This window comes from Micromonospora sp. WMMA1923 (assembly GCF_049179195.1).
GTDB lineage: Bacteria > Actinomycetota > Actinomycetes > Mycobacteriales > Micromonosporaceae > Micromonospora > Micromonospora yangpuensis.
Window position 1 is genome coordinate 5,251,618 of sequence record NZ_JBMHLZ010000001.1, and the last position, 23,550, is coordinate 5,275,167.

The following is a 23,550-nucleotide window of genomic DNA, read 5'->3' on the forward strand; positions in this document are numbered from 1 at the left end:
CAATAGCCCGCTCGATGCTTGTCACGTCAATAGGACCCGGAAAAAAGTCCGTCGGCGGCGCGTGAACTACTCCGGCCGGACCAAGGGGAACAGGATCGTTTCCCGAATACCCAGGCCGGTCAGCGCCATCAACAGGCGGTCGATTCCCATTCCCATACCACCGGCCGGCGGCATTCCGTACTCCATGGCCCGGAGAAAGTCCTCGTCGAGCCGCATCGCCTCGTCGTCGCCCCGGGCCGCCAGCTGCGCCTGGGCGACCAACCGCTCCCGCTGCACCACCGGGTCGACCAGCTCGGAGTACGCGGTCCCCAGCTCGAAGCCGAGGACGTACAGGTCCCACTTCTCGGCCAGCCCCGGCTCGTCACGGTGGGACCGGGTCAGCGGGCTGGTCTCCTCCGGGTAGTCCCGGACGAACGTGGGCTCCCGCAAACCAGGCACGACCAGTTCCTCGAACAGTTCCTCGGCCAGCTTGCCCGGCCCCCACTTGGGGTCCACCGCGAGGCCGACCTTGTCGGCGTACTCCACCAGGCGGGCCCGGTCGGTCCGCACGGTGACCTCCTCACCGAGCGCTTCCGAAAGGACACCGAACAGTGTCACCGAGCGCCACTGCCCGCCCAGGTCGAACTCCTGGCCATCGGCGTGGGTCACCACCGTCGACCCGCCGACCGCGATCGCCGCCCGCTGTACCAGATTCCGGGTGAGCGTGGCCATGGTGTCGTAGTCGCCGTACGCCTGGTAGGCCTCCAGCATCGCGAACTCGGGCGAGTGCGAAGAGTCGACTCCCTCATTACGGAAGTTGCGGTTGATCTCGAAGACCCGGTCGACCCCACCGACCACGGCCCGCTTCAGAAACAGTTCCGGAGCGATTCGGAGATACAGATCGGTGTGCAACGCATTGCTGTGGGTCACGAATGGGCGGGCCGCCGCGCCGCCGGGCAGCAGCTGCAGCATCGGCGTCTCCACCTCGACGAAGTCCTGCTCGTGCAACGCCTCCCGCAGACTCCGGACGGCCGCCGCCCGGGTCCGTACCATCTGGCGGGCCTGTGGCCGGACGACCAGGTCCACGTACCGCTGCCGGACCCGGGCCTCCTCGCTGAGCGGCTTGTGCGCCACCGGCAGCGGACGCAGCGCCTTGGCGGTCACCGCCCACTGCTCGGCCAGCACCGACAGCTCACCGCGCCGGCTGGTGATCACCTCACCGGTGATGCCGACGTGGTCACCGAGGTCGACCAGGCGCTTCCAGTCCGCCAACCGCTCGGGGCCGACCCGGTCCAGGGAGAGCATCGCCTGCAGCTCGGTCCCGTCACCGTCGCGCAGGGTGGCGAAGCAGAGCTTGCCGGTGTTGCGTACGAAGATCACCCGACCGGTGACCGCGACCCGGACGCCGGTGGCGGTGTCGGTGGGCAGCTCCGCGTACTCGGCCCGGATCCGGGCCAGCGTGCTGGTCCGGGGGTAACCGGCCGGGTACGCCTCGACGCCCTCGGCGAGCATCCGGTCCCGCTTCTCCCGGCGGACCTTCATCTGCTCCGGAAGGTCGTCGGCGGGGTCGACTGGCACGGGGTTCTGCTCGGTCACGGCACGCTTCCTCAGCTAAGGATTCCGGCGGGGTCAGCCCCCGAGCGTACTCAAGCCCTCCCGCGACCGTTACGGGTTAACCTGCCCGGCATGACCGATCCCACTCACCGGCTCTGCTTCGGCGCCGCCGCCGAGGCGTACGACCGGTTCCGCCCGACCTACCCTCCGGCGGCCGTACGCTGGGCGCTGGACGGTCTGCCCGCCCCGGCCCGGGTGGTGGACCTCGGCGCGGGGACCGGCCTGCTCACCCGGGTGGTCCTCGATCTCGGCCACCAGGTGCTGCCGGTGGAACCCGACCCGGGCATGCGGGCGCAACTGGCCGCCACCACCCCCGGCGTCACCCCGCTGGCCGGCAGCGCCGAGGCGGTGCCGCGCCGACTTCGGGCCCGGGTTCGGCCCGGTGGAGATGGCCGAGTTCCCGTACCACGTCACGGTCACCCCGGACGAGTTGGCCGGACTGGTCCGGACCCGCTCGCACTACCTGGTCGCCGAGGCGCCGCAGCGGCAGACCATCAACGACGGCGTACGCGATCTGCTCGCCACCCATCCGGACCTGGCCGGTCGGGAACGGATCGAGCTGCCGTACCGCACCTTCGTCTTCCGCGCCCCCCGCGCCGGCGCCCCCGCATCGTGGGGGTGAGCGGGGAACCCCGCTCTACCGTAGGCGTTAAGCGGGGGCCCTTCCTTACCGCTCAGGTGTTGCGGTCGTAGACCATGCGCAGGCCGATCAGGGTGATCATCGGCTCGTGGTGGGTGATGGTGCGGCACTCGCCGATCACCACCGAGGCGAGTCCACCGGTGGCGATGACCGCCTGAACCCCGCCCAGCTCCTCGGCCATCCGCTCGACGATCCGGTCCACCTGACCGGCGAAGCCGAAGTACAGACCCGCCTGGAGACACTCCACGGTGTTCTTGCCGATCACCGAGCGGGGCCGGGTCGCCTCGACCTTGCGCAACTGGGCCGCCCGGGCGGCCAGCGCGTCGAAGGAGATCTCGATGCCCGGGGCGAACGCGCCGCCCAGGAACTCACCCCGCCCGCTGATCACGTCGAAGTTCGTGGTGGTGCCGAAGTCGACAACGATCGACGGCCCGCCGAAAAGGGTGTACGCCGCGAGGGTGTTCACCACCCGGTCGGCCCCGACCTCCTTGGGGTTGTCGATGGCCAACTGCACCCCGGTGCGGACCCCCGGCTCGACGATGACGCTGGGCAGGTCGGCGTAGTACCGCTCCAGCATGGTCCGCAGCGAGCGCAGCGCGGCCGGCACGGTCGAGCAGGCCGCCACCCCGGTGATCTCGACGGCGTCCCCGGCGAGCAGACCCCGGAACATCAGGCCCAGCTCGTCCGCGGTCGACCGGGCGTCGGTCTTGACCCGCCAGGAGTGCACCAGCTTGTCGCCGGCGAAGGTGGCCAGCACGGTGTTGGTGTTTCCGATGTCGATGCAGAGCAGCACGTCCGAAGCCTAGACAACCACGGTCGGTCAGCGTCCCCGCAGGTCCATCGCGATGTCCAGGATCGGCGCGGAGTGGGTGAGCGCGCCGACCGACAGATAGTCCACCCCGCTCGCCGCGTACTCGGCCGCCACCGCCAGGGTCAGCCCGCCGGTGGCCTCCAGCTCGGCCCGGTCCCCCACCGCCGCCACCACCTCGGCGAGCAGCGCCGGTGTCATGTTGTCGCAGAGCAGGAAGTCCGCGCCGGCCTCGACCGCCTCCACCGCCTCGGCCAGCGTGGTCACCTCGACCTGCACCGGCACCTCGGGGAAGGCCTCCCGGACCCGCCGGTAGGCGGGTGCGACCCCGCCGGCCGCCAGCTTGTGGTTGTCCTTGATCATGGCGACGTCGTAGAGCCCCAACCGCTTGTTGGTGCCGCCGCCGGCCCGCACCGCGTACTTCTCCAACGCCCGCAGGCCCGGGGTGGTCTTGCGGGTGTCCAGCACCATCGCCTTCGTCCCGGCCAGCGCGTCGGCCCAGGCCCGGGTGTGGGTGGCCACCCCGGACATCCGGCAGAGCAGGTTCAGCGCCGTACGCTCGGCGGTGAGCAGCAGCCGGGTCGGCCCGGTGACCGTGGCCAGCACGTCGCCGCGGGCCACCCGCTCACCGTCGGCCGCCAGCACCGACACCTCGACGGTACGCGCGCCACCCGCCGGCGCCCCCTCGGTGGCACCGGTCGCCACCTCGGCGACCAGCTCGAAGACCGCCGCCGCCACGGCCAGCCCGGCCACCACCCCGTCGGCCCGGGCCACCAGGTCGGCGGTGTCGGTCTGGCCGGCCGGAATCGTGGCCACGCTGGTGACGTCGAGCAGCCGGGGACCGAGATCCTCGGTCAGCGCGTCGTCGATCACCCGCCGGACCCGGTCGGGGTCCAACCCGCCGGCCCGCAACACCTGTTCCGTCGACTGCCTCATCCCGGTTCCCTCCGCACTCATGCTGACCGTTCCCACCGCTGCGCCAACCGCCCCTGGGCCCCGATCGAGGCGAGCAGGTGGCCGTGCCACCGCTCGTCGGCCGTGGGAAATTCCTCCCGCCAGTGGCACCCGCGGGTCTCCTGCCGGGCGTAGCCGGCCGCGACCAGCGCCGACGCCACGGTGAGCAGGTTCGTCGCCTCCCAGTCGGCGGTCCGGGGCCGTCCACGCCGCTCGCCGAGCCCGGTCAGGGTCGCGGCGGTCTCGGTGAGCGTCTTCGCCGAGCGGAGCACCCCGGCACCCCGGGTCATCGCCCGTTGCAGCGTCGGGGTGGCCTCCGCCGGCGCCACCCAGCCGGCGCCGCCGGTCCAGGCGCCGGTCGGCGCCGGCTGGGCCTGCTCGGGCAGACCGGCGGCGATGTCCTCGGCGATCCGCCGGGAGAAGACCAGCCCCTCCAGCAGCGAGTTGCTGGCCAGCCGGTTCGCGCCGTGCACGCCGGTGCAGGCCACCTCGCCGCAGGCGTACAGGCCGGGGATGGAGGTCCGGCCGTGCAGGTCGGTACGGACCCCGCCGGAGGCGTAGTGGGCGGCCGGGGCGACCGGGATCAGATCGGTCGCCGGGTCGACCCCGATGGCCAGGCAGGAGGCGACGATGGTGGGGAACCGGCGGGCGAGGAACTCCCCACCGAGGTGCCGGGCGTCGAGGAAGACATGGTCCGCGCCGGTGGCCAGCAGCACCCGGTGGATGCCCTTGGCGACCACGTCCCGGGGGGCCAGCTCGGCCAACTCGTGCTGACCGACCATGAACCGCTTGCCGTCGGCGTCGACCAGGTGGGCGCCCTCGCCGCGCAGCGCCTCGGAGACCAGCGGTTGCTGGGCCAGACCGGCCCCGGGCACCCGGGCCCGTTCCGGCACGATCAACGCGGTCGGGTGGAACTGCACGAACTCCACGTCGGTGACGACCGCGCCGGCGCGCATCGCCAACGCCACCCCGTCGCCGGTGGAGACCGCCGGGTTGGTGGTCGCCGCGAAGACCTGCCCCATCCCGCCGGTGGCCAGCACGACCGCCCGGGACAGGATCGCGCCCACCCCGTCCTCGCTGCCCTCGCCGAGCACGTGCAGGGTGAGCCCGCAGGCCGGGCCGAGGCCGTCCGGGCCGTCGCCGGGCGCCCGGAGCAGGTCCAGCACCAGGGCGTGCTCGAACAGCCGGATCCACGGGTCCCGGCGGACCGCGGCGTGCAGCGCGCGCTGCACCTCCGCCCCGGTCGCGTCGCCGCCGGCGTGCACGATCCGGTCCGCCCGGTGACCACCCTCCCGGGTGAGCATCAGCGAACCGTCCGGATGCCTGTCGAACTCGGCACCGATGCGCATCAGCTCCCGCAGCCGGGTCGGTCCCTCCGCCACCAGGACCCCTACCGCGGCCGGGTCGCAGAGCCCCACCCCGGCCAGCTCGGTGTCCGAGGCGTGCGCCGCCGGGGTGTCCTGCGGATCGAATACGGCGGCGATGCCGCCCTGCGCCCACCGGGTCGACCCCTCGTCCATGTCGACCTTGGTGACCACGGTGACGTGCAGTCCGGCCTCCCGCAGATGCAGGGCGGCGGTGAGGCCGGCGACCCCGGAACCGACCACGATCACGTCGGTGGTCTCCACCCAGCCGGGTGCGGGCGCGGCCAGCAGTCCGGGCAGGGTCGGCAGGTCGACGGGCGAGGAGTCCATGACCACAGTCAACCGCGCCGTGGCCACGAGCGGGCCCCGGGGTCGGAGTGTGTGGTTCCGACTACCCTGTCCAAACCGGTAGACCGGCCGGGCCGGCACCCGCCAGCGAGCCGGTCGTCGTGCGGTGGCTCAGCCACAGGTAGCAACGGACCCCCCGGTCACCGGCGCGCCACCGGCCGGCGGCGGGCGGGCGGACCACCACACCGCTGCGCACCGTCAGCCGGATGTCGTCCGGCACCCCGACGTACCGGGCGAGGACGGTACGGCAGCCGGTGTAGAACGGGGCCCACTCGGCGTCCCGGGCGGGGTAGGGGCGGTCCGGGGCCGCCCACACGCCCACGTACTCGGCGTTGTGCCGTTTGTCGCAGCTCACCGGGCTCAGTGTCGAGACGCCGCCACCCCGGCCCGTGGCAGCCTGCTGGCAGCCCAGTTTCAACGGCGAGGGACCTCGTAGCGCACCGCGCAGGCTGCCGGTCCGGAGCACCGTGCCGGCTCCGGCCTCCACCGTCGTCACCTCGGTCAGGTCGCACCGGTACCAGCGGGCACCGCCCGACCAGCCGTCCGGGGAGGGGATGGCCACCCCCAGCCGCAGCCGGGCACCGCGCCACTCGTGGCCGACGTAACCGGTGGCCCGGGTGTCACAGTCGGCGAAGGCCGTACGCAGCTGCGCAGACCCGGTAGGCGGCCTCGGCCGGTCCGCCGGGAAGGTCCCCACGTGCGCCGTCTCCACCCGGTGCGCCCCGGCACAGTCCACCGGCTGGTACGCCGTCAGGCTGACCACCTCGGTGAAGTCGGCCTCGTGGCAGGTGGCGGCGGCCGGGGTGAACGGTACGGGTGGGGCCAGCGCCGCCCAGTCGTCGGTCAGGTCGGCGTCCAGTCCGGAGGTGGCCGCGCAGCCGGTCAGCACGAGCGTCGCCACCACGACCACGCCCAGAACCGCCCGCGCACCGGGCAGCACCGTTCTCGCACTGCTCATCGCGGCCTCCCCAGGCACCGGCACGAGGGCGGCTCCAGAGTAACCGGTCATGACCATCCGGTGACAGACCGGAATCCACGGCCACGTCACGCATTCCGCCCAGGCGGTACGGTCGGGCCCGGAAAGGACCGTCAGACGGGTACCGCGTAGGCGGCGCGTACCGGGTCACCGGCCATCCCCGCGACGGCGGCGGTGGGGTCGGCACCCAGCTCGATGATCCGGTTCTCCCCGTCGACGTGCACGATCCGCGGCTGGTACGACCGCGCCTCGGCGGCGTCGAACTGCCCGTACGAGATCAGGATGACCAGGTCACCGGGGTGCACCAGGTGCGCGGCGGCACCGTTGATGCCGATCACCCCGCTGCCCCGCTCGCCCGGGATAACGTACGTCTCCAGGCGGGCCCCGTTGGTGACGTCCACGATCGCGACCTGCTCGCCAGGCAGCAGGTCGGCGGCGTCGAGCAGATCCTGGTCCACCGTCACCGAACCGACGTAGTGCAGGTCGGCCTGGGTCACCGTGGCCCGGTGGATCTTCGACTTCAGCATGGTCCGCAACATGGTGGTGCCTTTCGCAGAACGAACAGGGTGGTGGTCAGGGGCGCGGCGCGAGCCGGATCGCCAGGTTGTCGATCAGCCGGACGCCACCGAGCGAAGCCGCGATCAACAGCCGGGCCTCGCCGGCCACCGGCCCCGGCTCCAGATCGGGATCGGTGAGCACCAGATAGTCCAGTTCGACGGTCGGATCGACCGCCCCGAAGGCCCGGTGCGCGGCGGCGAGCACCGCACCGGCGTCGAGACCGGCCTCGGCCGCCTCGGCACCGGCCCGCAACGTGGCGGAGAGCCCCAGCGCGGCCTGCCGCTGCGTCGGGGAGAGGTAACGGTTGCGGCTGGAGAGCGCCAGTCCGTCCGGCTCCCGTACCGTCGGCACGCCGACGATCCGTACCGGCACGTTCAGGTCCCGCACCATCCGCCGGACCACGGTCAACTGCTGGTAGTCCTTCTCCCCGAAGAAGGCCAGGTCCGCCCGGGTGAGCTGGAGCAGCTTCAGGACCACGGTGAGCACGCCCTGGAAGAAGCCCGGTCGGCTCAGCCCTTCCAGGTCCGCGCCGGGCCGCCCCGGGTCGACGCGGATCTCGGGTGCCCCGTCCGGGTACAGGTCCGGCACGGAGGGGGCGAAGACCAGGTCGACCCCGGCCCGGCGGCACACCGCCAGGTCCTCGTCGAGCGTGCGCGGGTACCTGTCGAAGTCCTCGTTCGGGCCGAACTGCAACGGGTTGACGAAGATCGTCACCAGGACGTGGTCGGCCTGCTCCCGGGCGGCCCGCAACAGTGTCTCGTGCCCGGAGTGCAGGGCGCCCATGGTCATCACCACGCCGACGGTCCCGGTCAGCCGGGCCCGGGCGACCGCCAACTCCGCCGGAGTGTGCACCAGCTCGCTCATGCCGCCACCTGCCGTGGAGCCCGATCCGGCACGTCGAGCTGCTGCTGGGCCCGGCCCAGCACGTCGAGTTGCTGCTGGGCCCGGCCCAGCACGTCGAGCAGAGGCTCGGCGTCCCGCGGGCGCAGCCGGCCGGCGGCGATGGCCCGGTCCGCGGTCCGCCGGGCCAGCACCAGGTACGCCGGCACGGACTCGGGCGCGGTCGCCGCCAGGCGGTCCAGGTGCCGGCGGACCGTACCCGCGTCACCCCGGGAGACCGGACCGGTCAGCGCGTCGTCACCCAGACTCAGCGCGTTGGTCAGCGCGGCCCCCAACAGCGGGCCGAGGACCTTCTCCGGCTGGGCCACCCCGGCGTCGCGCAGCCGGTCGGCGGCCTCGTTGACCAGGGTGACCAGATGGTTCGCCCCGTGCGCGAGCGCCGCGTGGTAGAGCGGGCGATCCACCTCACCTACCCATTCCGGCACCCCGCCCAGGTCGGCCACGAGCCGGGCGGCCAGCACCCGCAGCCCGGCGGGGGCGGTCACCCCGTACGAGATGCCGGCGAGCCGGGACAGGTCGTCGGGAGTACCGGTGAAGGTCATCGCCGGATGCAGGGCGAGCGGACGGGCCCCGACGGCGACCGCCGGGGCGAGCACGGCCAACCCGTGCGCGCCGGAGGTGTGCGCGACCACCTGACCCGGGTGCAGCGCCCCGGCGCCGGCCAGCCCGGCGACCACCCCGGCCAGGGCGTCGTCCGGTACCGCGAGCAGCAGCAGGTCGGTGGCGGACCGGGCGACCGAGGCGGCGGTGCGGTTCGGCGTCCCGGGCAGCAACAACGCGGCGCGGGCCCGGCTGGCCCCGGCCCCACCGGAGGCGGCGACCACCCGGTGTCCGGCGGCGACAAGCGCGGCGCCCAGGACGGCGCCGACCCGGCCGGTGCCGACGACACCGACGGTCAGGCGGGAGGTGGCGGACGAGTAGGCGCCCGATGGCGCGACGGCCCCGAGCGGGGCGGCCGGGCGCGGGCGCGACGGTGCGCTCATAGCATGATCCAGTCCTCGAAGGGGGTACCGGTCGATCGCAAGTATGCTCCGCCGTGACAGACCTGAAACAAGCAGTTGTGAAAACCTTCACCACCCACCCCCATGCAAGGAAGGGCCCCTTGTTAACGCTTTCTGTATAGGAAGGGTCCCCTCCAAACCGGCGGGTGACGCGAGCGGGCGGGCGGGCGGCGCATAGGGTCGGCGGGTGACCGACGTCGGACGAGGGGACGGGTCGCCGATCCGTTGGCGGATGGCGATGAGCCGGGCGCTCTACGGCCCCAACGGCTTCTTCGTCTCCGGCACCGGTCCGGCCGACCACTTCCGTACCAGCGTGCACGCCTCCCCCGCGTTCACCTCGGCGTTGCTCCGGTTGGTCGAGCGGGTCGACGCCGCGCTCGGCCACCCCGCCCGGCTGGATGTCGTGGACGTGGGCGCGGGCCGCGGCGAACTGCTCCGGACCCTCGCCGTCCAGCTGATCGGCGCGGACAGGCACTCACCGGGCGACGCGCCCAGGACGGGCGGCAGCCCGCCCGCTGCACCGCTCGCCCGACGGCTACGCCTGACCGCCGTCGAACTCGCCCCACCCCCGGCCGAACTGCCGCCCGGCATCGACTGGGTCGATCGGGTCCCGGCCGGGATCACCGGCCTACTGGTCGCCACCGAGTGGCTCGACAACGTACCGCTCGACGTGGCCGTCCGGGTCGGTGACGGCTGGCGGTACCTCGTGGTCGACCCGGCGACCGGCACCGAGACCGTCGGTGACCTGGTCGACCCGGCCGATGCCAGCTGGCTCGCCACCTGGTGGGCCGGCACCGGTGGGCCCGTCCCTGTTCGCGGCCGACCGGACGACGGTCCGGCCCGGCCCCTGGCGCGGGACACCGGGCGGACCGGGAACAGTCCGATCGTCGGACCGCGCGCGGAGATCGGCCGGAGTCGGGACGAGGCCTGGGCCGACGCGGTACGCCGGATCGACCGGGGACTCGCCCTGGGCGTCGACTACGGGCACCTGAGCGACGACCGGCCGGCGACCGGCAGCCTGACCGGCTACCGTGCCGGGCGGCAGGTGCCACCGGTACCCGACGGGTCCTGTGACCTCACCGCCCACGTGGCGGTGGACGCCGTCGCCGCGGCCGGCGCGGCGGTCGCCGGGTCGGCGTACTCGCTGGTCAGGCAGCGTGACGCGCTGCGGGCGCTCGGGGCCGACGGCGGCCGGCCACCGCTCACCCTGGCCTCGACCGACCCGACCGGGTACGTCCGCGCGCTCGCCGCCGCCTCGGCGGTGGCCGAACTGACCGACCCGGCCGGCCTCGGCGGACACTGGTGGTGGGGTCAACCGGTCGGCATCGATCCCGACGCGGTCATGGCACGATGGCGAACATGACCACGGACACCGGTGATCTCCGCGAGCTGACCGTCGGCACCGGCGCGGGACTGGTGGCCGGCACCTCCGGTGAACAGCTCGGCACCGACATGGTGCTCAACATCGGCCCGCAGCACCCCTCCACCCACGGCGTACTCCGGCTCAGGCTGGTCCTCGACGGCGAACGGGTGATCTCCGCCGAGCCGGTCGTCGGATACATGCACCGGGGGGCCGAGAAGCTCTTCGAGGTACGCGACTACCGGCAGATCATCGTGTTGGCCAACCGGCACGACTGGCTCTCGGCGTTCTCCAACGAGTTGGGCGTGGTGCTCGCCGTCGAGCGGTTGATGGGCCTGGAGGTGCCGGAGCGGGCGGTGTGGCTGCGGATGGCCCTCGCCGAGCTCAACCGGGTGCTCAACCACCTGATGTTCCTCGGCTCGTACCCGCTGGAGATCGGGGCGATCACCCCGATGTTCTACGCGTTCCGGGAGCGGGAGACCCTCCAGGCAGCGCTTGAGGAGGTGTCCGGCGGACGGATCCACTACATGTTCAACCGGATCGGTGGGCTCAAGGAGGAGGTACCGGCCGGGTGGACGGGGCGGGCCCGCGACGCCATCGGTGTCGTCCGGCGACGTATGCCGGACCTCGACGACCTGATCCGCCGCAACGACATCTTCCTGGCCCGTACCGTCGGGGTGGGGGTGCTCTCCGCCGCCGACGCCGCCGCGTTCGGCGCCTCCGGGCCGGTGGCCCGCGCCTCCGGGCTCGACTTCGACCTGCGCCGCGACGAGCCGTACCTGGCCTACGGCGAGCTGGACGTGCCGGTGGTCACCCGCACCGCCGGCGACTGCCACGCCCGCTTCGAGGTCCTCCTCGACCAGGTGTACGCCTCACTCGACCTGGCCGAGCAGTGTCTGCACCGGGTCGACCGGCTCACCGGACCGATCAACACCCGGCTGCCGAAGGTGGTCAAGGCCCCGGAGGGGCACACCTACGCGTGGACCGAGAACCCGCTCGGGGTTAACGGGTACTACCTCGTCTCGCGCGGGGAGAAGACGCCGTGGCGACTCAAGCTGCGCACCGCCTCGTACGCGAACGTGCAGGCCCTGGCCACCCTGCTCCCGGGCGCTCTGGTGCCGGACCTGATCGCGATCCTCGGTTCGATGTTCTTCGTGGTCGGCGACATCGACAAGTAGTCCGCCGGTCAACGCCAGCGACCGCCCGACTCGTCGCCACCGGCGTAGGGGGTCGCCTGATCGCCGGGGTAGGACGTCTCGTATCCGCCGGCGTGCAGAGAACGGTCGGCGCCGGCGCGGGGAACGTCGCCGCGGGGCGGGTACCCGTAGCGCTGTTCGTCGGGACGCTGGTGCCGACTATGCCGGCTCGGCTCGGGCTCCCCAGTTGACCAGCCGCTGTCCGGCTGCCCAGCCGCCGGCCAGTCGGTCCCGGCGGCCGGCTGCCCAGCCGCCGGCCAGCTGCCGTCGGGCTGTTGTCCCGCCCACCGGTCCTCGGCCGCCGGTTGCCCCGGCGGGGCCGCCGGTCGCCACTGCTCGGGCACCGGCACGCCACCAGCCGGCAGCGCCGGGCGGCCCTCCGGCCCGGCCCGGCCGCCGCCCCACCGACCAGCACCGGCCGGACCGTACGCCCCGGCTTCGCCCTGCCGACCTGCCTGCTCCGGCCTGCCTGTCTGGCGGTGACCACCGGTGGGGCCGTACCTGACGGGCTGACCCGGATCCCCGGCCGGAGCGCCTTCCCCGGCCTGGTCACGTCGACCAGCACCGGCAGCTCCGCCGGGCTGTTCGTACCCGTCGGGTGGGACACCGTGGCGGACCTCCGCCCACTGGTCCTCCACCCGGAACCCGCCGCCGGTGCCGTCGGCGTGCATCGTCGCGCGCCGTTGGCCGACCCGCACCTCGTGGCCACCTTCGTCGGCGCGTACCTCGGTCCACCGGCTCCCGGCCTGCGCCTCCGACCAGCCTTCGGCCGCACCGTGCCCGGTGGCGCGGCCGTGCGTTCCGGAGTGCCCACGCGGATCGGCGTGCCCGTACGGATCGGCGTGCCCACGCGGGTCGGCGTGCTTGTACGGGTCGGCGTGCCCATACGGATCGGCGTGACCGTACGGGTCGGGGCTGCCGGTCCACTGTTGCCCAGCGGGACGGCCGGTCCACTGTTCTTCATCCGGTCGACTGGTCGGGGCGGGACCGGGCGGGACCCGCCGCCCAGGAGGGGCAGGGTCGTCACGCCCGGCCCAGGACCGGGACCGGTCCGGACCAGCCGGCCCCGGCCAGGCCTGCTGTTCCCCATCGGACCAGGACCGCCCGGCCGATCCCGGATCGGACCAGGAACGGTCCGCCCCGGGTGGGCCCGCCGGCCCAGGTCCGGAGTCGGACCACGCCCGCTGGTCGGCACCGCCCCAGCGGGCGTGCTCCTGCCGGTCCGTCCGCGAGCGGTCATCGGCGCGGGACCGGTCATCGGGCCAACCATGGTCTGGCCGGGAATGCTCCGCGGCTCCCCGCCCAGGCTCGTCGTGTGTGGTGGGCGGCGACCACGGGCGCGCGTACCGGTCATCCGTTACCGGCGCGGCGCCGGATCCGTCCAGCACGGTGTGCCGGGTGACGTGCACGGTCTCGGTGTGCCGCACCACCCCCAGCTGGCGGGACGCGAAGTCGGAATGCCCGCCCGATGGCACCCCGCCCGATGGCACCCCGCCCGATGCCGTCCGTCCCGCAGACCGTCCGGCCGCTTCCGATCCGGTGCCGTACCGACCCGGCGGGCCGGCCGGCTGCTCGTACGCCGGGCGGGCGGCAGCGCCGTACCGGCCGGTCGGAGCGGGTGCTGGCTCCGCGTCGTACCGCCGGCCGCTGTCGGCGGTCTCCCCCGACGCGCGCGCCCGCCCGGGCGACCCGGCCACGTCCGGGGCGGAGGATACCGGGTGCCAACCGTCCGGTTCGGCCCTCGCGGAGTCGACCGACGGGGGTGGCCAGCCCGGCGGCGTCCCGGTCGTGGCACCGTCCGGCACCTCGGCAACCGGTATCCGGGAACGGGGAACCGCCACCGGCACCTCGGGGACGGAAACCCCGGCCGCCGGCACCTCCGGAACCGACGCCCGGGCCCGCGGCACCTCCGGAACCGACGCCCGGGCCCGCGGCACCTCCGGAACCGACGCCCGGGCCCGCGGCACCTCGGGGACGGGCAACTGGGCCCGTCCGGGACCTGCCGGCTGGTCCACGGCGGGCGGGGGCGGGGAATCGTCAGTGGGGGCGGAGTCGAGCCGTCGACGCAGCTCGGCCACCGCGTCCTGGGCCCGCTGAGACTGGTCGAGGGCCTGGTTGCCCCGCTGGGCGGCGGCGACGATCTCGCCGCGCAAATCCCGACGGAGTTCCTCGATCTCCTCGTACACCCCGTCCGCATCGGTGCCGTCCTCCGGCCGCAGCGCGATCGACAGACCGATCAGCACGACCGAGGCGATGGCCAGTACCGCCGCGAACCGCAGTGGTCCGTTGCTGTCGGCGATCAGCAGTGTCAACGCCGCTACCGGCGCAAACGCCACGCCGGTCCAGAAGAGCACGGTCAACAACGACGGGGTACGCCGATCGGCGGTGGGAACCGTGGCGGGCATGGGTGTGCAGCCTACCCAGCGGGTCCCGGGCAACGGAACAGTGGTGGACAACCCGGTAGGAACGGGGCGGACGCCGGAAACCGCCGGTTCAGGGGCCGGCCGGGCCAACAGACGAACGGTGCGGGACCCCGGATCGGGGTCCCGCACCGTTCGCAGCGCTCTGGTCGGTCAGCCCTGGGCGTAGGCGCCGTCGGAGGAGAAGATCAGACCCACACTGATGGTGCCGGTCCGCAACCCGGTCTTGGTCAGCGGACCGCCCTGGTCCAGCGACGAGAACGAGCCCACGGCGAGCCCGTACGTCTTCTCCAGGCCCGGCTTGCAGAAGGGCCGCTCCTGGCACTCCGGCGGACCGCCGAGCACCGTCGCGTTACCCGAGCACTTGTCGGCCAGGTCGGAGAGGGTACGGACGCCGTACTTGTCGGCGAAGGCCTGAGTGACGGCGAAGGCGTTCTGGTTCTGTGCCGCCGAGGCCGCCCCGAAGGTGAGGCCGTTGCGCTCGCCGAGGCCCTTGAGCGCCTCGACGGTCTTCTCCACCTCCGGGGAGGAGACCGGCTGCGCGTCCTTGTTGAGCTTGGCGTTCAGGAACTCGGCCATGGTGGCGGCGTACTCCGGTACCACCTGGATCTCACCCTTGGCCAGGGCCGGCTCGTAGAGCTCCCGGTTGCCGATGGTCTGCACCGTGACGTCGTACCCGGCCTCGGTGAGCACGATCCGGTAGAGCTCGCCGAGCGTCTGGCTCTCGGCGAAGTTGCCGGCGCCGACCACGATCTTGCCGCCGGGGCCCTTGGCGATGCCGTTGGTCAGTCCGTTGCCACCGGCGAACTCCTCGGCGGCCACCTTCGAGGACTTCCGGTCCACGTCGACGGCCTTGTTCAGCTGGATCAGCTTCTCGGTGTCGAGCGCCGTGGAGACCTTGTCCAGTGCCGCGATGAGCTGCGGATCGGCCGCCTCGGCGTTGACCGCGGGGAGGATGTTGTCGGCGTTCTGCAGGTTCTTGTCGTCCTCCAACGCCACCAGCTGGTCACCGGCGACCGGCGCGCAACCGGCCCCCGACGCCTCCTGCTGCGGGGCCTCGGTGCCGGAGGAACCGGCGTCACCGCAGCCGGTGAGCAGGCCTGCCGCGGCGAGAGCACCCACCGCGCCGATGGCCAGCCGTGTACGAGCGCGCATGATGCCCGCCTTCCGTGTCCCGGCGCGGCCCTACCGGGCCGGCCGCGTGTCCGACGGGCGAACTGAACCGGCCGCCCGTGCTCTCCAGCCAACATCCTCACGTACGGGTCCGACAAACCCAGGCGACGTTTGTCACCGGATCGTCACCGAGAAGCAGCCCCGCGGGTGCCGCCGGTCAGTTGCCGGCGATCGCGTTGCCGGCCCGACGGTTGGCCCGACGCCTCGCCGGTCGCAGCGGACGCGGGGTCACCAGCCGCTCGATCAGGGCCAGCACCAACTCGGCCAGGAGCGCGAGCCCGGCCACCAGGAGGCCGCCGGCCAGGATCTGGCCTCCACCGCTGGCGATGCTCAGCCCGAACCCGGCGCGGATGATCTCCCCCAGCCCGCCACCGTTGACGAACGTGGCCAGCGCGGCGGTGGCGATCACCTGGACCGTCGCGGTACGGAAACCGGCCGCCAGGTACGGCACCGCGAGCGGCAACTCGACCCGGCGCAGCACCTGCCCACCGGAGAGCCCCATGCCACGCGCCGCGTCGCGGGTCTCCGGATCGACCTGACGGACCCCGGTGTACGCGTTGGCCAGCAGCGGAGGAACCGCGAAGACGGCCAGCGCCACCACCACCGCGGGTCGGCCGAAACCCAGGAAGGTAAGCGGCAGGATGGTCAGCAGCGCGAGGGTGGGCACGGCGAGCGTGACGTTGGAGACCAGCACGACCAGGCCGCCGCCGCGGCCGGTGTGCCCGAGCCAGAGCCCGAGCGGCCAGGCCAGCAGACAGCCCAGGGCCACCGCCGTCGCGGACATGCTCAGGTGCTCGCCGAGCCGGTCCAGGATCCCGCCCGGGTTGGTCCAGTTCAGCGGGTCGTTGAGCCAGCGGACCGCCTGCTCGACGGCGCTCACCGGGCCCGCCTCGTCACCCAGGGGGTGAGCAGTCGTCCCGCCCCGGCCAGCAGCAGATCGGCCAGCAGGGCCAACAGCACGCAGAGCAGCGTACCGGTCATGATCTGGGCCTTGTAGAAGTTGTTCTGGAAGCCGGCGAAGATCAGCTGACCGAGCCCACCGCGCCCCACCACCACCCCCACCGTGACCAGCGCCACCGTCGACACCGTGGCCAGCCGGAGCCCGGTGAGGATGCCCGGCAGCGCCAGCGGCAGGTCGATCCGGAACAACCGCCCCCACCGGCCGTACCCCATGCCCTCGGCCGCCTCGCGGACCTCCGGCGGCACCTGGTTCAGACCGGCCACCGCGTTGCGCACGATGACCAGCAGCGCGTACAGCACCACCACGCTGAGCACCGTGACCGCGCCGATGCCGAGGTACGGCGCGAGGAACGCGAAGAGGGCCAGCGAGGGGATCGTGTAGAGCACCCCGGTCAGCGCGACGATCGGCCCGGCCAGCGGCCGGAACCAGTACGCGGCGACGGCGAGCGGCAGGCCGACCAGAGCGGCGATCAGCACCGCGCGGACCGTCAGCCAGGCGTGGTCACCCACCGCGGCGAGGATCGTGTCAGAGTTGTCCCGCACATACTGCCAGGAGAACCACGGGTTACCCGGGTCGGCCCGGTAGCTCAGGCGGAGGGACATACGTGGACGGTACCGTGAAGACCGCAGCCGACGCCGACCCGGATCGGGCCGGGCGGACCTCTGCGGCCTCGATCAGCCTGCACGGGATCCGCAAGCGTTACCCGGACGGCACCGAGGCGGTCCGGGAGCTGAGCCTGGAGATCGCCGCCGGTGAGCTGGTGGTGCTGATCGGCCCCTCGGGCTGCGGCAAGTCGACGGTACTACGGATGATCAACCGGCTGATCGAGCCGACCGGCGGGCGGATCCTGCTCGGCGACACCGACGTCACCCACGCGGACCCGGTCGAGCTGCGCCGCCGGATCGGCTACGTGATCCAGAACGTGGGGCTCTTCCCGCACCAGACGGTGAGCGCCAACGTCGGCACCGTTCCCCGACTGCAGGGCTGGTCCCGCGACCGGGTCCGCCGGCGCGTCGAGGAACTGCTCGACATCGTCGGTCTGGACCCGGCCCAGTTCGGTCGCCGCTACCCGCACGAACTCTCCGGCGGTCAGCGGCAGCGGGTCGGGGTGGCCCGGGCGCTCGCCGCCGATCCGGTCGTGCTGCTGATGGACGAGCCGTTCTCGGCCGTCGACCCGATCGTGCGGACCCGGCTGCAGGAGGAGTTCCTCCGGTTGCAGGCCGAGGTGCGCAAGACCATCGTGCTGGTCACCCACGACCTGGACGAGGCGGTCCGGCTCGGTGACCGGATCGCGGTGCTCTCCGAGGGCGGCCGGCTGGAACAGTACGACAGCCCGGCGGTACTGCTCGGGGCGCCCGCCACGCCCTTCGTCCGGGAGTTCGTCGGTGCCGACCGCGGGATCCGCCGGTTGGCCGTGACCCCGGTCGGCGCCGACGCGCTCGACCCGGTGCCGGCCGACGAGGTCGACCTGCCCCACGTCGCGCTCGGCACCTCGGCGTACGACGCGCTGGCCGTCATGCTCTCCTCGGCCGTGGACCGGGTGCTGGTCGACGCCGACGGTCGACCCGTCGGGGTGCTCACCCGGCACCGGCTGCTCTCCCTCGGCCAACCGACGACCTGACCCGTGCCGACAGGGCGGCCACCCCGTCCGCCCTCCTGCTCACGCCCGACCGCCGAGGCTCGCGGCCCCGACGATCCAGCCGGCGAAGACGCCGTACGTGGCACCCGTGCCGACCGCCTGGAACGCGGTCATCAGCGACGCGTCCGTGCCGAGCAGCGAGCCGAGCAACGCGGCGAAGGCCCCGGCCAGGACGTACGCCGCCCAGCCGGAGAAGAACTGGCTGAGTCCGCCGGGCGCCCGGGCGGTCTGGGCCGCCGGCAGCAGGTAGAGGAAGAGGGCGGCCAGCACGACCACCAGGATGGCCCGTAGGTCACCCGGGGCCATTCCCGGTACCTCGTCGAACCCGAACTGCCAGGACGGCCAGGCGAGCAGCCGCATGAACCAGCCACCGGCCCCGCTCGGATCGGTGTTCGCCTCGGCCCAGTCCGCGTACGCCGGGCTGCCGCAGACCGCGACGAGCAGCAGCGCGGCGAACGTGCCCGGACCCGCCGCGGTGCCGTGACCCCGGGCGGTCCCGGTCCCGTTGGTGACAGCCATGGTTGATCAGTTCCCGGACCACCCCGGCGGGCAAACCCGCTGGCCAGGCCAACGTGAAAGGCGGTCGGGTATCAGTGCTTCATCAGGTAGTCGATGAAGGCGGCCCGCAGCAGGGGAGCATGCTCCTCGTACCCGTGACCGGTCAGTTCCCGCCACAGGGCGGCGGCCTCGTCGATGGTCGGCCCGACCGAGTTCGGCGCACCGTCGAGTGCCGCGGCCTCGTCGGCGTTGGGCAGGTGACGCAGCACCGACCAGAAGAAGCCGACGTCGCGACGTTCCCGGGCGAGCGCGAACGCCTGTTCCCGAAGCTCCTCAGTGGAGAGCGCGTCGAGTTCTTCGAAGGTGCGTCCCGCGCCGCCGACGTCCGGTGTCTCGGTCATGGCACCGAGCCTAACCGGCGAGATCATCGTCCGCTCGGTGGACGCGACGGGAGAACTCAACCGTCGTCGGTCTCCCAGCGTCGGGGCCCGGACCCCCAGTCCGGCGTGGTCCACGGGTCGACCGGGCGACGTACCGGCTCGGTCGGCAGCGCCGGGGACCATGAGTTGACCGGCCGGGTTCGCGGCACCGACCAGCCCGAACTGATCGCCCCGTCGCCGCTGGTCGGGCTCTCCGCCCCGTCCGCGTCCGCCGCCCGGGGCCGTCCGTACGTCTCGACCAGGCGGGTGACCAGGAGCCCGACCGCCAGCACGGTGCCACCCACCGCCCACCGGTTGACCGCCCAGCCCCGCGCCTGGACCCAGGCCAGGAAGAGCGCCACCAGGCTGACCGCCAGCAGGGTCCCGAAGATGCCGCCGCGCCGACCGTAGGCGCTGGTGCCGGCGAGCATCGCCGTGCCGACCGCCAACACGGTGAGGTCGAGGCCGTTGACCGGGGCCAGCGGCGCGGTCGCGTCGGCGGCGAGAAGCACCCCGGCCAGCACGGCCAGCACGGTGGAGGCCACGAGCGAGAGCCCGGTCACCACCGCCGCCGCGATGCCCTGCCGACCGGCCGGGTCACCGCCCGGCCGGGTCCGTCCGACGAGCCGGCGAACCGACCGGATCGCCCCGAACGCCCCACCGAGGACCGCCAACGCGGCGAACCCGGCGAACAGGTACAGGGCGTTGCGGCGGGGGTCGTGTTCACCCTGCGCCAGGACCGGCGCCGTCCGCTGTTCGATGTACCCGATCACACCGGCCGCACCGGCCAGGCTCGCCGCCCAACCCGGCACCCGCAGCACCACCACGGCTAGGGCCAGCACCAGCCCGCCGAGCACGGCCGCCACCGTCGCCGGACCGAGCGCTGCCGGAACCCCGCGTTCACCCTGCTCGGCGAAGTGCAGCGCGGCGGCGACCGCCACCGGGCCGATCGCCAGGTTGACCGCCGAGGTCCGCAGGCTCAGCTCGGCGGCGAGGGTCAGCAGCCCGAGCGCCACCAGGTCGATCAGCAGGGACCGCAGGCCACTCCCGCTCAGCGCCGCCGGCTGCGCCTGCCAGAGCAGGTACGCCAGCACCGCCGCACCGACCAGCAGCACCGCCTCCCAGCCGAGATGTACGGCGACGCGGTCCGGACCAGGCTCGTCAGGTAGCTGGTCGTCGACGGCCACCCAGGGCCCGGCTCCGTCCGACGGCGGTTCTCGACGGCCCGGTTCGTCGTAACCCATGACGCGCCTCCCACGGTGGCCGGTGGTCCGCCAGCTCTGACGCGGCAGGCCGTCGGCGGCCGGTGCTTCTGCGCTCGCCAGGCGACGGTACCCGGGCGCCGGGCCGGGTGTAACCCCTGTCGATCAACGGGCCCCCGGTCGCCCCTCCCGTTCGCCGTCGGTGCGGTCGTCGTCGGGCCGCTCGGGCACCCGGCAGGAGCGTTCCAGCCAGAGGGCCGCCCCGACCAACGCGAGCGAGGCGAGCAGGCCCGCACCTGCGGCGGGCCGGTCGGCGATGGCGGCGTTGGTGCGCTCGACGAACAACCAGCCGGTCACCCCCGCGTAGCCACCGGCGAAGATCGCGCCGGCCAGGGCGGAGGCCTTGGCGAGCACCACGAACCGGGCCACCAGCAGTGGATCGACCGGCTCCCGGCCGGGCTTGCGCTCGATGCGCGCCCGGGTGTTCAACCCGGCGTACCCCTCGATCACGGCCAGGGCGGCCAGGGTGAGCACCGGCAACCAGGGCAACTCCGGCAGCGCCCGGTAGTAGAGGCCACTGATCAGCAACCAGGCGACCGCCGCGGCGGCGAGCCCGGCCACCACCAGGGTGGAGATCCTGGTGGGTCCCATCCTCGACCGGTCCGGGTCGTTCCTGCCCGGCGGTGGGGGCTGTGCTGTCATGCCGACCGGCTCCACTGGGTCATGCCGTCGACTCTATCGCCAGATCGGGGCGGGGACGCAGCGCGAGCGCGTCCTCGGCGGCCGGGCCGGTGTTCAACAGGTCGGTCAGCCAGCCGTGCCCAACCAGCCGTCCGTACGGCTGGATGTCGATCCACGGTCGCAGCACGAAGGCCCGCAGGTGCGCCCGGGGGTGCGGCAGGGTCAGCTCGGGGTCGTCGCTGACCACCGGCTCGTCGTCGGGCCCCCAGACGGTCACGACGTCGACGTCGAGGGTGCGGGGGCCGAACCGGCGGGCCGGATCGCGGGTCCGCCCGGCGGCGTTCTCGGCCGCCCGGGCCAGCTCCAGCCAGTCGCGTGGGCCGGCGGCGGGATCGACGGCGAGCAGCACCGCGTTGAGGTACGCCGGCTGGTCGACATCCCCCCACGGTGGAGTCTCGTACACCCCGGAGGTAAGCAGCACGCGGTCGGCGAAGGTCTCCACCGCGGTGCGCAGGTGCCCGAGGCGGTCACCGAGGTTGCTGCCCAGCGACAGCACCGCCCGGGTCACCGGGTACGCCCGCGGGACATCGTCACGGCCACGTCGGTGAAGGTGTGCGGCACCGGCGCCTCCGGCTTGTGCACGGTGACCGTGGCGGTGGTCACCCGGGGGTCGGTCAGGCAGACGTCGAGCAGCCGGTCGGCGAGGGTCTCGATCAGGTTGACCGGTTCACCGGTGATCACCTCGACCAGCCGCTGCGCCAGCTCGCCGTAGTGAACGGTGTCGGTCACGTCGTCGCTGGCGGCGGCCGGGCGGAGGTCCAGGCGCAGCTCCGCGTCGACCACGAAGTCCTGCCCCTGGGCGCGTTCGAAGTCGTACACCCCGTGCCGGCCGCGCGCCCGCAGCCCGGAGAGGGTGATGGTGCCGGTCACGGCGCTCCTCGCTGCTCGGTGGTGCTCGGTGCCAGTCGGGGACGGCCGCTGGCCTGCCAGACCGCCAGGGCGTCCACGGTGTCGCGCACGTCGTGCACCCGTACCCCCCACGCGCCGGCGGCCACGGCGAGCACGCTGGTGGCCACCGTCGCCGCGGCCCGGCCGGCAGTGGGCCGGTCCCGGCCGTCCGGACCGGCGAGCAACCGCCCGAGGTACGACTTGCGGCTCGCCCCGAACAACAGCGGGAACCCGAGGTCGAGCAGTTCCGGCAGGCGGGCGGTGAGCGCCCAGTTGTGTGCGGCGGTCTTGGCGAAGCCGAGCCCCGGATCGACCACGATCCGGTCGGCGGCCACCCCGGCCCGCAGTGCCTCGTCGATCCGCTGGCCCAGCTCGGCGCGGACGTCGCCGACCACGTCGACGTAGCTGGCCAGCTCGGCCATCCGCTGCGCGTGCCCCCGCCAGTGCATCAACACCCAGGGGCAGCCGGCGGCGGCGACCACCCGGGCCATCGCCGGGTCGGCCAACCCGCCCGAGACGTCGTTGACCAGGTCCGCGCCGGCGGCGAGTGCCGCCTCGGCCACCCGGGCGCGGGTGGTGTCGATGCTGGTCGGCACGCCTGCGGCGGCGAGCTCCCGGATCACCGGCAGCACCCGGGCCGCCTCGGTGTCGGCATCCACCCGGTCGGCCCCCGGACGGGTCGACTCCCCACCGACGTCCACCAGGTGCGCCCCGTCGTCCCGGAGCCGCACACCGTGTGCGACGGCGGCGGCCAGGTCCGCGTATCGACCGCCGTCGGAGAAGGAGTCGGGGGTGACGTTGAGGACGCCCATCACCACCGGGGTCCGCGCCCGTACCAGATCGGTCACGACTTGACGGTACCGGTCGCGCCGACCGACTCCGACGGCCCGGGTGGTAACCGACAGGAACGCGTCTGACGTGCCGTTTAGCACAGGTGTACTATCGGTCGTCCGCGCCCGATCGGGTCGCCTCTTCGCGGCTTGTCGCAAAGCAGGGCGGGCCGTACGCTTTGGAATTGCCCAGCATCGAGACGGCGAAGCCCGGAGGGAGGGCTGAAGCGGGAGCAAACCGCCCAAACTTCACCACTCTCCGTGGTGAGCCACCAACACAGGGTCCGAGCACCGTCCCCTGTGCCCAGTGAGCAATGTTCCCGCCCGGCACACCTACCGCACCGCCGCGGCACGCCGGCCGCGATTTGGGGAGGTTCCAATGATCGCCATCGAGCTCCTGGAGACGACGTCTTCCGGCGTCGCCCAGACGCTCCACGCCCTGGCGTCGACTCCACTCGCCGAGCCGGCGCCCAAGGGCATCGACACCGAGGGTGTCGTCACCTTCTTCGCCAGCAAGATCGCACCCATTCTGCTCGCCGTGCTCGGTGTCATCTTCATCGGGCGAGCCAGCCGGGGTGAGATCTCCAAGGTGCTCACCAGTTCGGCGATCGCGATCGTCGGGCTCGCCTTCATCGCCGGAGCCGCCACGCTCTTCTTCGTCGGTGACTACCTGATCGATCTGATCTTCGAGTAGGCGCGGTCACAGATGCGGCTGCGCACCGACGACGACATCTACCGGGCTCGCCTGGTCTACCTCGGCCCGCCCGGCTACACCCTTCCCGTCCACCTGCCATACGCCCAGTACGGCGTCTTCATGCTGCTCGTACCCCTCTACATGTTCATCCACTGGTTGTTCACCTTCACCGTCGAGATCTTCCCGGCCTGGGAGATCGCGCTCGCGATCGTGACCACCTCGTTCATCTTCCGGTACGTCGATCCGGACCGGCCGGCGCGAATGGTGATCCGTACCGCGCTGACCGACTGGCGACGGACCCGGGAGCCGGCCGCCGAGCAGCGCGATCCGCGCCTGGTCGGGAGCCGGATCAGGATCCGGGAGGAGCTGGCATGACCGGGCGTACAC

The 23,550-nt window shown here is 73.1% G+C and carries 24 protein-coding genes and 1 pseudogene; 6 read left to right on the forward strand and 19 right to left on the reverse strand.

Translation table 11 applies throughout. The annotated features are described in order from the left end of the window. Positions 1-66: 66 nt before the first annotated feature. Complete coding sequence (gene lysS, locus ACN28G_RS23840; protein WP_421480364.1) at positions 67-1,575, reverse strand: lysine--tRNA ligase; 1,509 nt, start codon at positions 1,573-1,575, stop codon at positions 67-69. 400 nt (positions 1,576-1,975) lie between these two features. On the opposite strand from lysS, the gene ACN28G_RS23845 reads away from it, so the two are divergent. Continuing rightward, on the forward strand, positions 1,976-2,215 hold the full coding sequence (locus ACN28G_RS23845; RefSeq protein ID WP_421480365.1) for a hypothetical protein: 240 nt from the start codon (positions 1,976-1,978) through the stop codon (positions 2,213-2,215). Between the two features lie 52 nt (positions 2,216-2,267). Here the strand turns inward: ACN28G_RS23845 and ACN28G_RS23850 are convergent, their stop codons facing one another. The 7 genes and pseudogenes from ACN28G_RS23850 to ACN28G_RS23880 form a co-directional block, all read right to left on the reverse strand. Next, entirely contained in the window at positions 2,268-3,026 is a 759-nt protein-coding gene (locus ACN28G_RS23850) for a type III pantothenate kinase (protein WP_091445017.1), read from the reverse strand. 27 nt (positions 3,027-3,053) lie between these two features. Continuing rightward, complete coding sequence (gene nadC, locus ACN28G_RS23855) at positions 3,054-3,977, reverse strand: carboxylating nicotinate-nucleotide diphosphorylase (RefSeq protein WP_091445020.1); 924 nt, start codon at positions 3,975-3,977, stop codon at positions 3,054-3,056. Between the two features lie 17 nt (positions 3,978-3,994). Further along, positions 3,995-5,689: an L-aspartate oxidase gene (locus tag ACN28G_RS23860; RefSeq protein ID WP_421480366.1), complete on the reverse strand. Its 1,695-nt coding sequence runs from the start codon at positions 5,687-5,689 to the stop codon at positions 3,995-3,997. 61 nt (positions 5,690-5,750) lie between these two features. Further along, positions 5,751-6,665, reverse strand: a complete 915-nt coding sequence (locus ACN28G_RS23865; protein WP_421480367.1) for a septum formation family protein — start codon at positions 6,663-6,665, stop codon at positions 5,751-5,753. A 131-nt stretch (positions 6,666-6,796) separates the two neighbouring features. Then, the gene (panD, locus tag ACN28G_RS23870; RefSeq protein ID WP_091445022.1) at positions 6,797-7,222 is read right to left on the reverse strand and encodes an aspartate 1-decarboxylase; all 426 of its coding nucleotides are present in this window, start codon (positions 7,220-7,222) and stop codon (positions 6,797-6,799) included. Positions 7,223-7,256: 34 nt separating this feature from the next. Beyond that, positions 7,257-8,105, reverse strand: a complete 849-nt coding sequence (gene panC / locus ACN28G_RS23875) for a pantoate--beta-alanine ligase (protein WP_421480368.1) — start codon at positions 8,103-8,105, stop codon at positions 7,257-7,259. Between the two features lie 80 nt (positions 8,106-8,185). After that, a pseudogene (locus tag ACN28G_RS23880) lies at positions 8,186-9,124 on the reverse strand (Rossmann-like and DUF2520 domain-containing protein); the annotation flags it as partial. Positions 9,125-9,380: 256 nt separating this feature from the next. Here ACN28G_RS23880 and ACN28G_RS23885 point away from each other — a divergent pair. Then, complete coding sequence (locus ACN28G_RS23885) at positions 9,381-10,505, forward strand: SAM-dependent methyltransferase (RefSeq protein ID WP_280519285.1); 1,125 nt, start codon at positions 9,381-9,383, stop codon at positions 10,503-10,505. Next, positions 10,493-11,680: an NADH-quinone oxidoreductase subunit D gene (locus ACN28G_RS23890; RefSeq protein ID WP_175440685.1), complete on the forward strand. Its 1,188-nt coding sequence runs from the start codon at positions 10,493-10,495 to the stop codon at positions 11,678-11,680. Before ACN28G_RS23885 ends, ACN28G_RS23890 begins: the two co-directional genes overlap by 13 nt. An 8-nt stretch (positions 11,681-11,688) precedes the next feature. Here ACN28G_RS23890 and ACN28G_RS23895 read toward each other — a convergent pair whose 3' ends face one another. From ACN28G_RS23895 to ACN28G_RS23910, 4 genes are all read right to left on the reverse strand, one after another. Further along, a complete protein-coding gene (locus ACN28G_RS23895; protein WP_421480369.1) occupies positions 11,689-14,103 on the reverse strand; it encodes a hypothetical protein in 2,415 nt (804 codons plus the stop codon). Between the two features lie 168 nt (positions 14,104-14,271). Then, complete coding sequence (locus tag ACN28G_RS23900; RefSeq protein ID WP_421480370.1) at positions 14,272-15,273, reverse strand: glycine betaine ABC transporter substrate-binding protein; 1,002 nt, start codon at positions 15,271-15,273, stop codon at positions 14,272-14,274. A 175-nt stretch (positions 15,274-15,448) separates the two neighbouring features. Next, positions 15,449-16,171: an ABC transporter permease gene (locus ACN28G_RS23905; RefSeq protein ID WP_091445037.1), complete on the reverse strand. Its 723-nt coding sequence runs from the start codon at positions 16,169-16,171 to the stop codon at positions 15,449-15,451. After that, the gene (locus ACN28G_RS23910) at positions 16,168-16,854 is read right to left on the reverse strand and encodes an ABC transporter permease (protein WP_091445040.1); all 687 of its coding nucleotides are present in this window, start codon (positions 16,852-16,854) and stop codon (positions 16,168-16,170) included. The genes ACN28G_RS23905 and ACN28G_RS23910 overlap by 4 nt, the downstream gene beginning before the upstream one ends. Before the next feature lie 2 nt (positions 16,855-16,856). Between ACN28G_RS23910 and ACN28G_RS23915 the strand changes: the two genes are divergently transcribed. Next, positions 16,857-17,873, forward strand: coding sequence for an ABC transporter ATP-binding protein (locus ACN28G_RS23915; RefSeq protein WP_229688655.1), 1,017 nt, complete (start codon positions 16,857-16,859; stop codon positions 17,871-17,873). A 39-nt stretch (positions 17,874-17,912) separates the two neighbouring features. On the opposite strand, the gene ACN28G_RS23920 is transcribed toward ACN28G_RS23915, so the two are convergent. The 7 genes from ACN28G_RS23920 to folP form a co-directional block, all read right to left on the reverse strand. Further along, complete coding sequence (locus tag ACN28G_RS23920) at positions 17,913-18,410, reverse strand: hypothetical protein (RefSeq protein WP_091445042.1); 498 nt, start codon at positions 18,408-18,410, stop codon at positions 17,913-17,915. Between the two features lie 71 nt (positions 18,411-18,481). Next, the gene (locus ACN28G_RS23925; RefSeq protein WP_091445045.1) at positions 18,482-18,790 is read right to left on the reverse strand and encodes a hypothetical protein; all 309 of its coding nucleotides are present in this window, start codon (positions 18,788-18,790) and stop codon (positions 18,482-18,484) included. Positions 18,791-18,846: 56 nt separating this feature from the next. Continuing rightward, entirely contained in the window at positions 18,847-20,052 is a 1,206-nt protein-coding gene (locus ACN28G_RS23930) for an ABC transporter permease (protein ID WP_421480371.1), read from the reverse strand. A gap of 123 nt (positions 20,053-20,175) precedes the next feature. Then, positions 20,176-20,661, reverse strand: a complete 486-nt coding sequence (locus ACN28G_RS23935) for a DUF3180 domain-containing protein (RefSeq protein WP_373868442.1) — start codon at positions 20,659-20,661, stop codon at positions 20,176-20,178. 70 nt (positions 20,662-20,731) lie between these two features. Beyond that, positions 20,732-21,259, reverse strand: coding sequence for a 2-amino-4-hydroxy-6-hydroxymethyldihydropteridine diphosphokinase (gene folK, locus ACN28G_RS23940; RefSeq protein WP_091445049.1), 528 nt, complete (start codon positions 21,257-21,259; stop codon positions 20,732-20,734). After that, the gene (folB, locus tag ACN28G_RS23945; protein ID WP_421480372.1) at positions 21,256-21,621 is read right to left on the reverse strand and encodes a dihydroneopterin aldolase; all 366 of its coding nucleotides are present in this window, start codon (positions 21,619-21,621) and stop codon (positions 21,256-21,258) included. The genes folK and folB overlap by 4 nt, the downstream gene beginning before the upstream one ends. Next, positions 21,618-22,487, reverse strand: a complete 870-nt coding sequence (folP, locus tag ACN28G_RS23950; protein WP_421480373.1) for a dihydropteroate synthase — start codon at positions 22,485-22,487, stop codon at positions 21,618-21,620. The genes folB and folP overlap by 4 nt, the downstream gene beginning before the upstream one ends. Before the next feature lie 361 nt (positions 22,488-22,848). Here folP and ACN28G_RS23955 point away from each other — a divergent pair, with 361 nt between their 5' ends. Continuing rightward, positions 22,849-23,163 carry a hypothetical protein gene (locus ACN28G_RS23955; RefSeq protein WP_091445056.1) on the forward strand — a complete coding sequence of 105 codons (315 nt, stop codon included), beginning with the start codon at positions 22,849-22,851 and terminating at the stop codon, positions 23,161-23,163. 12 nt (positions 23,164-23,175) lie between these two features. Then, complete coding sequence (locus tag ACN28G_RS23960; RefSeq protein WP_091445058.1) at positions 23,176-23,538, forward strand: hypothetical protein; 363 nt, start codon at positions 23,176-23,178, stop codon at positions 23,536-23,538. The last annotated feature ends 12 nt before the right edge of the window (positions 23,539-23,550 follow it).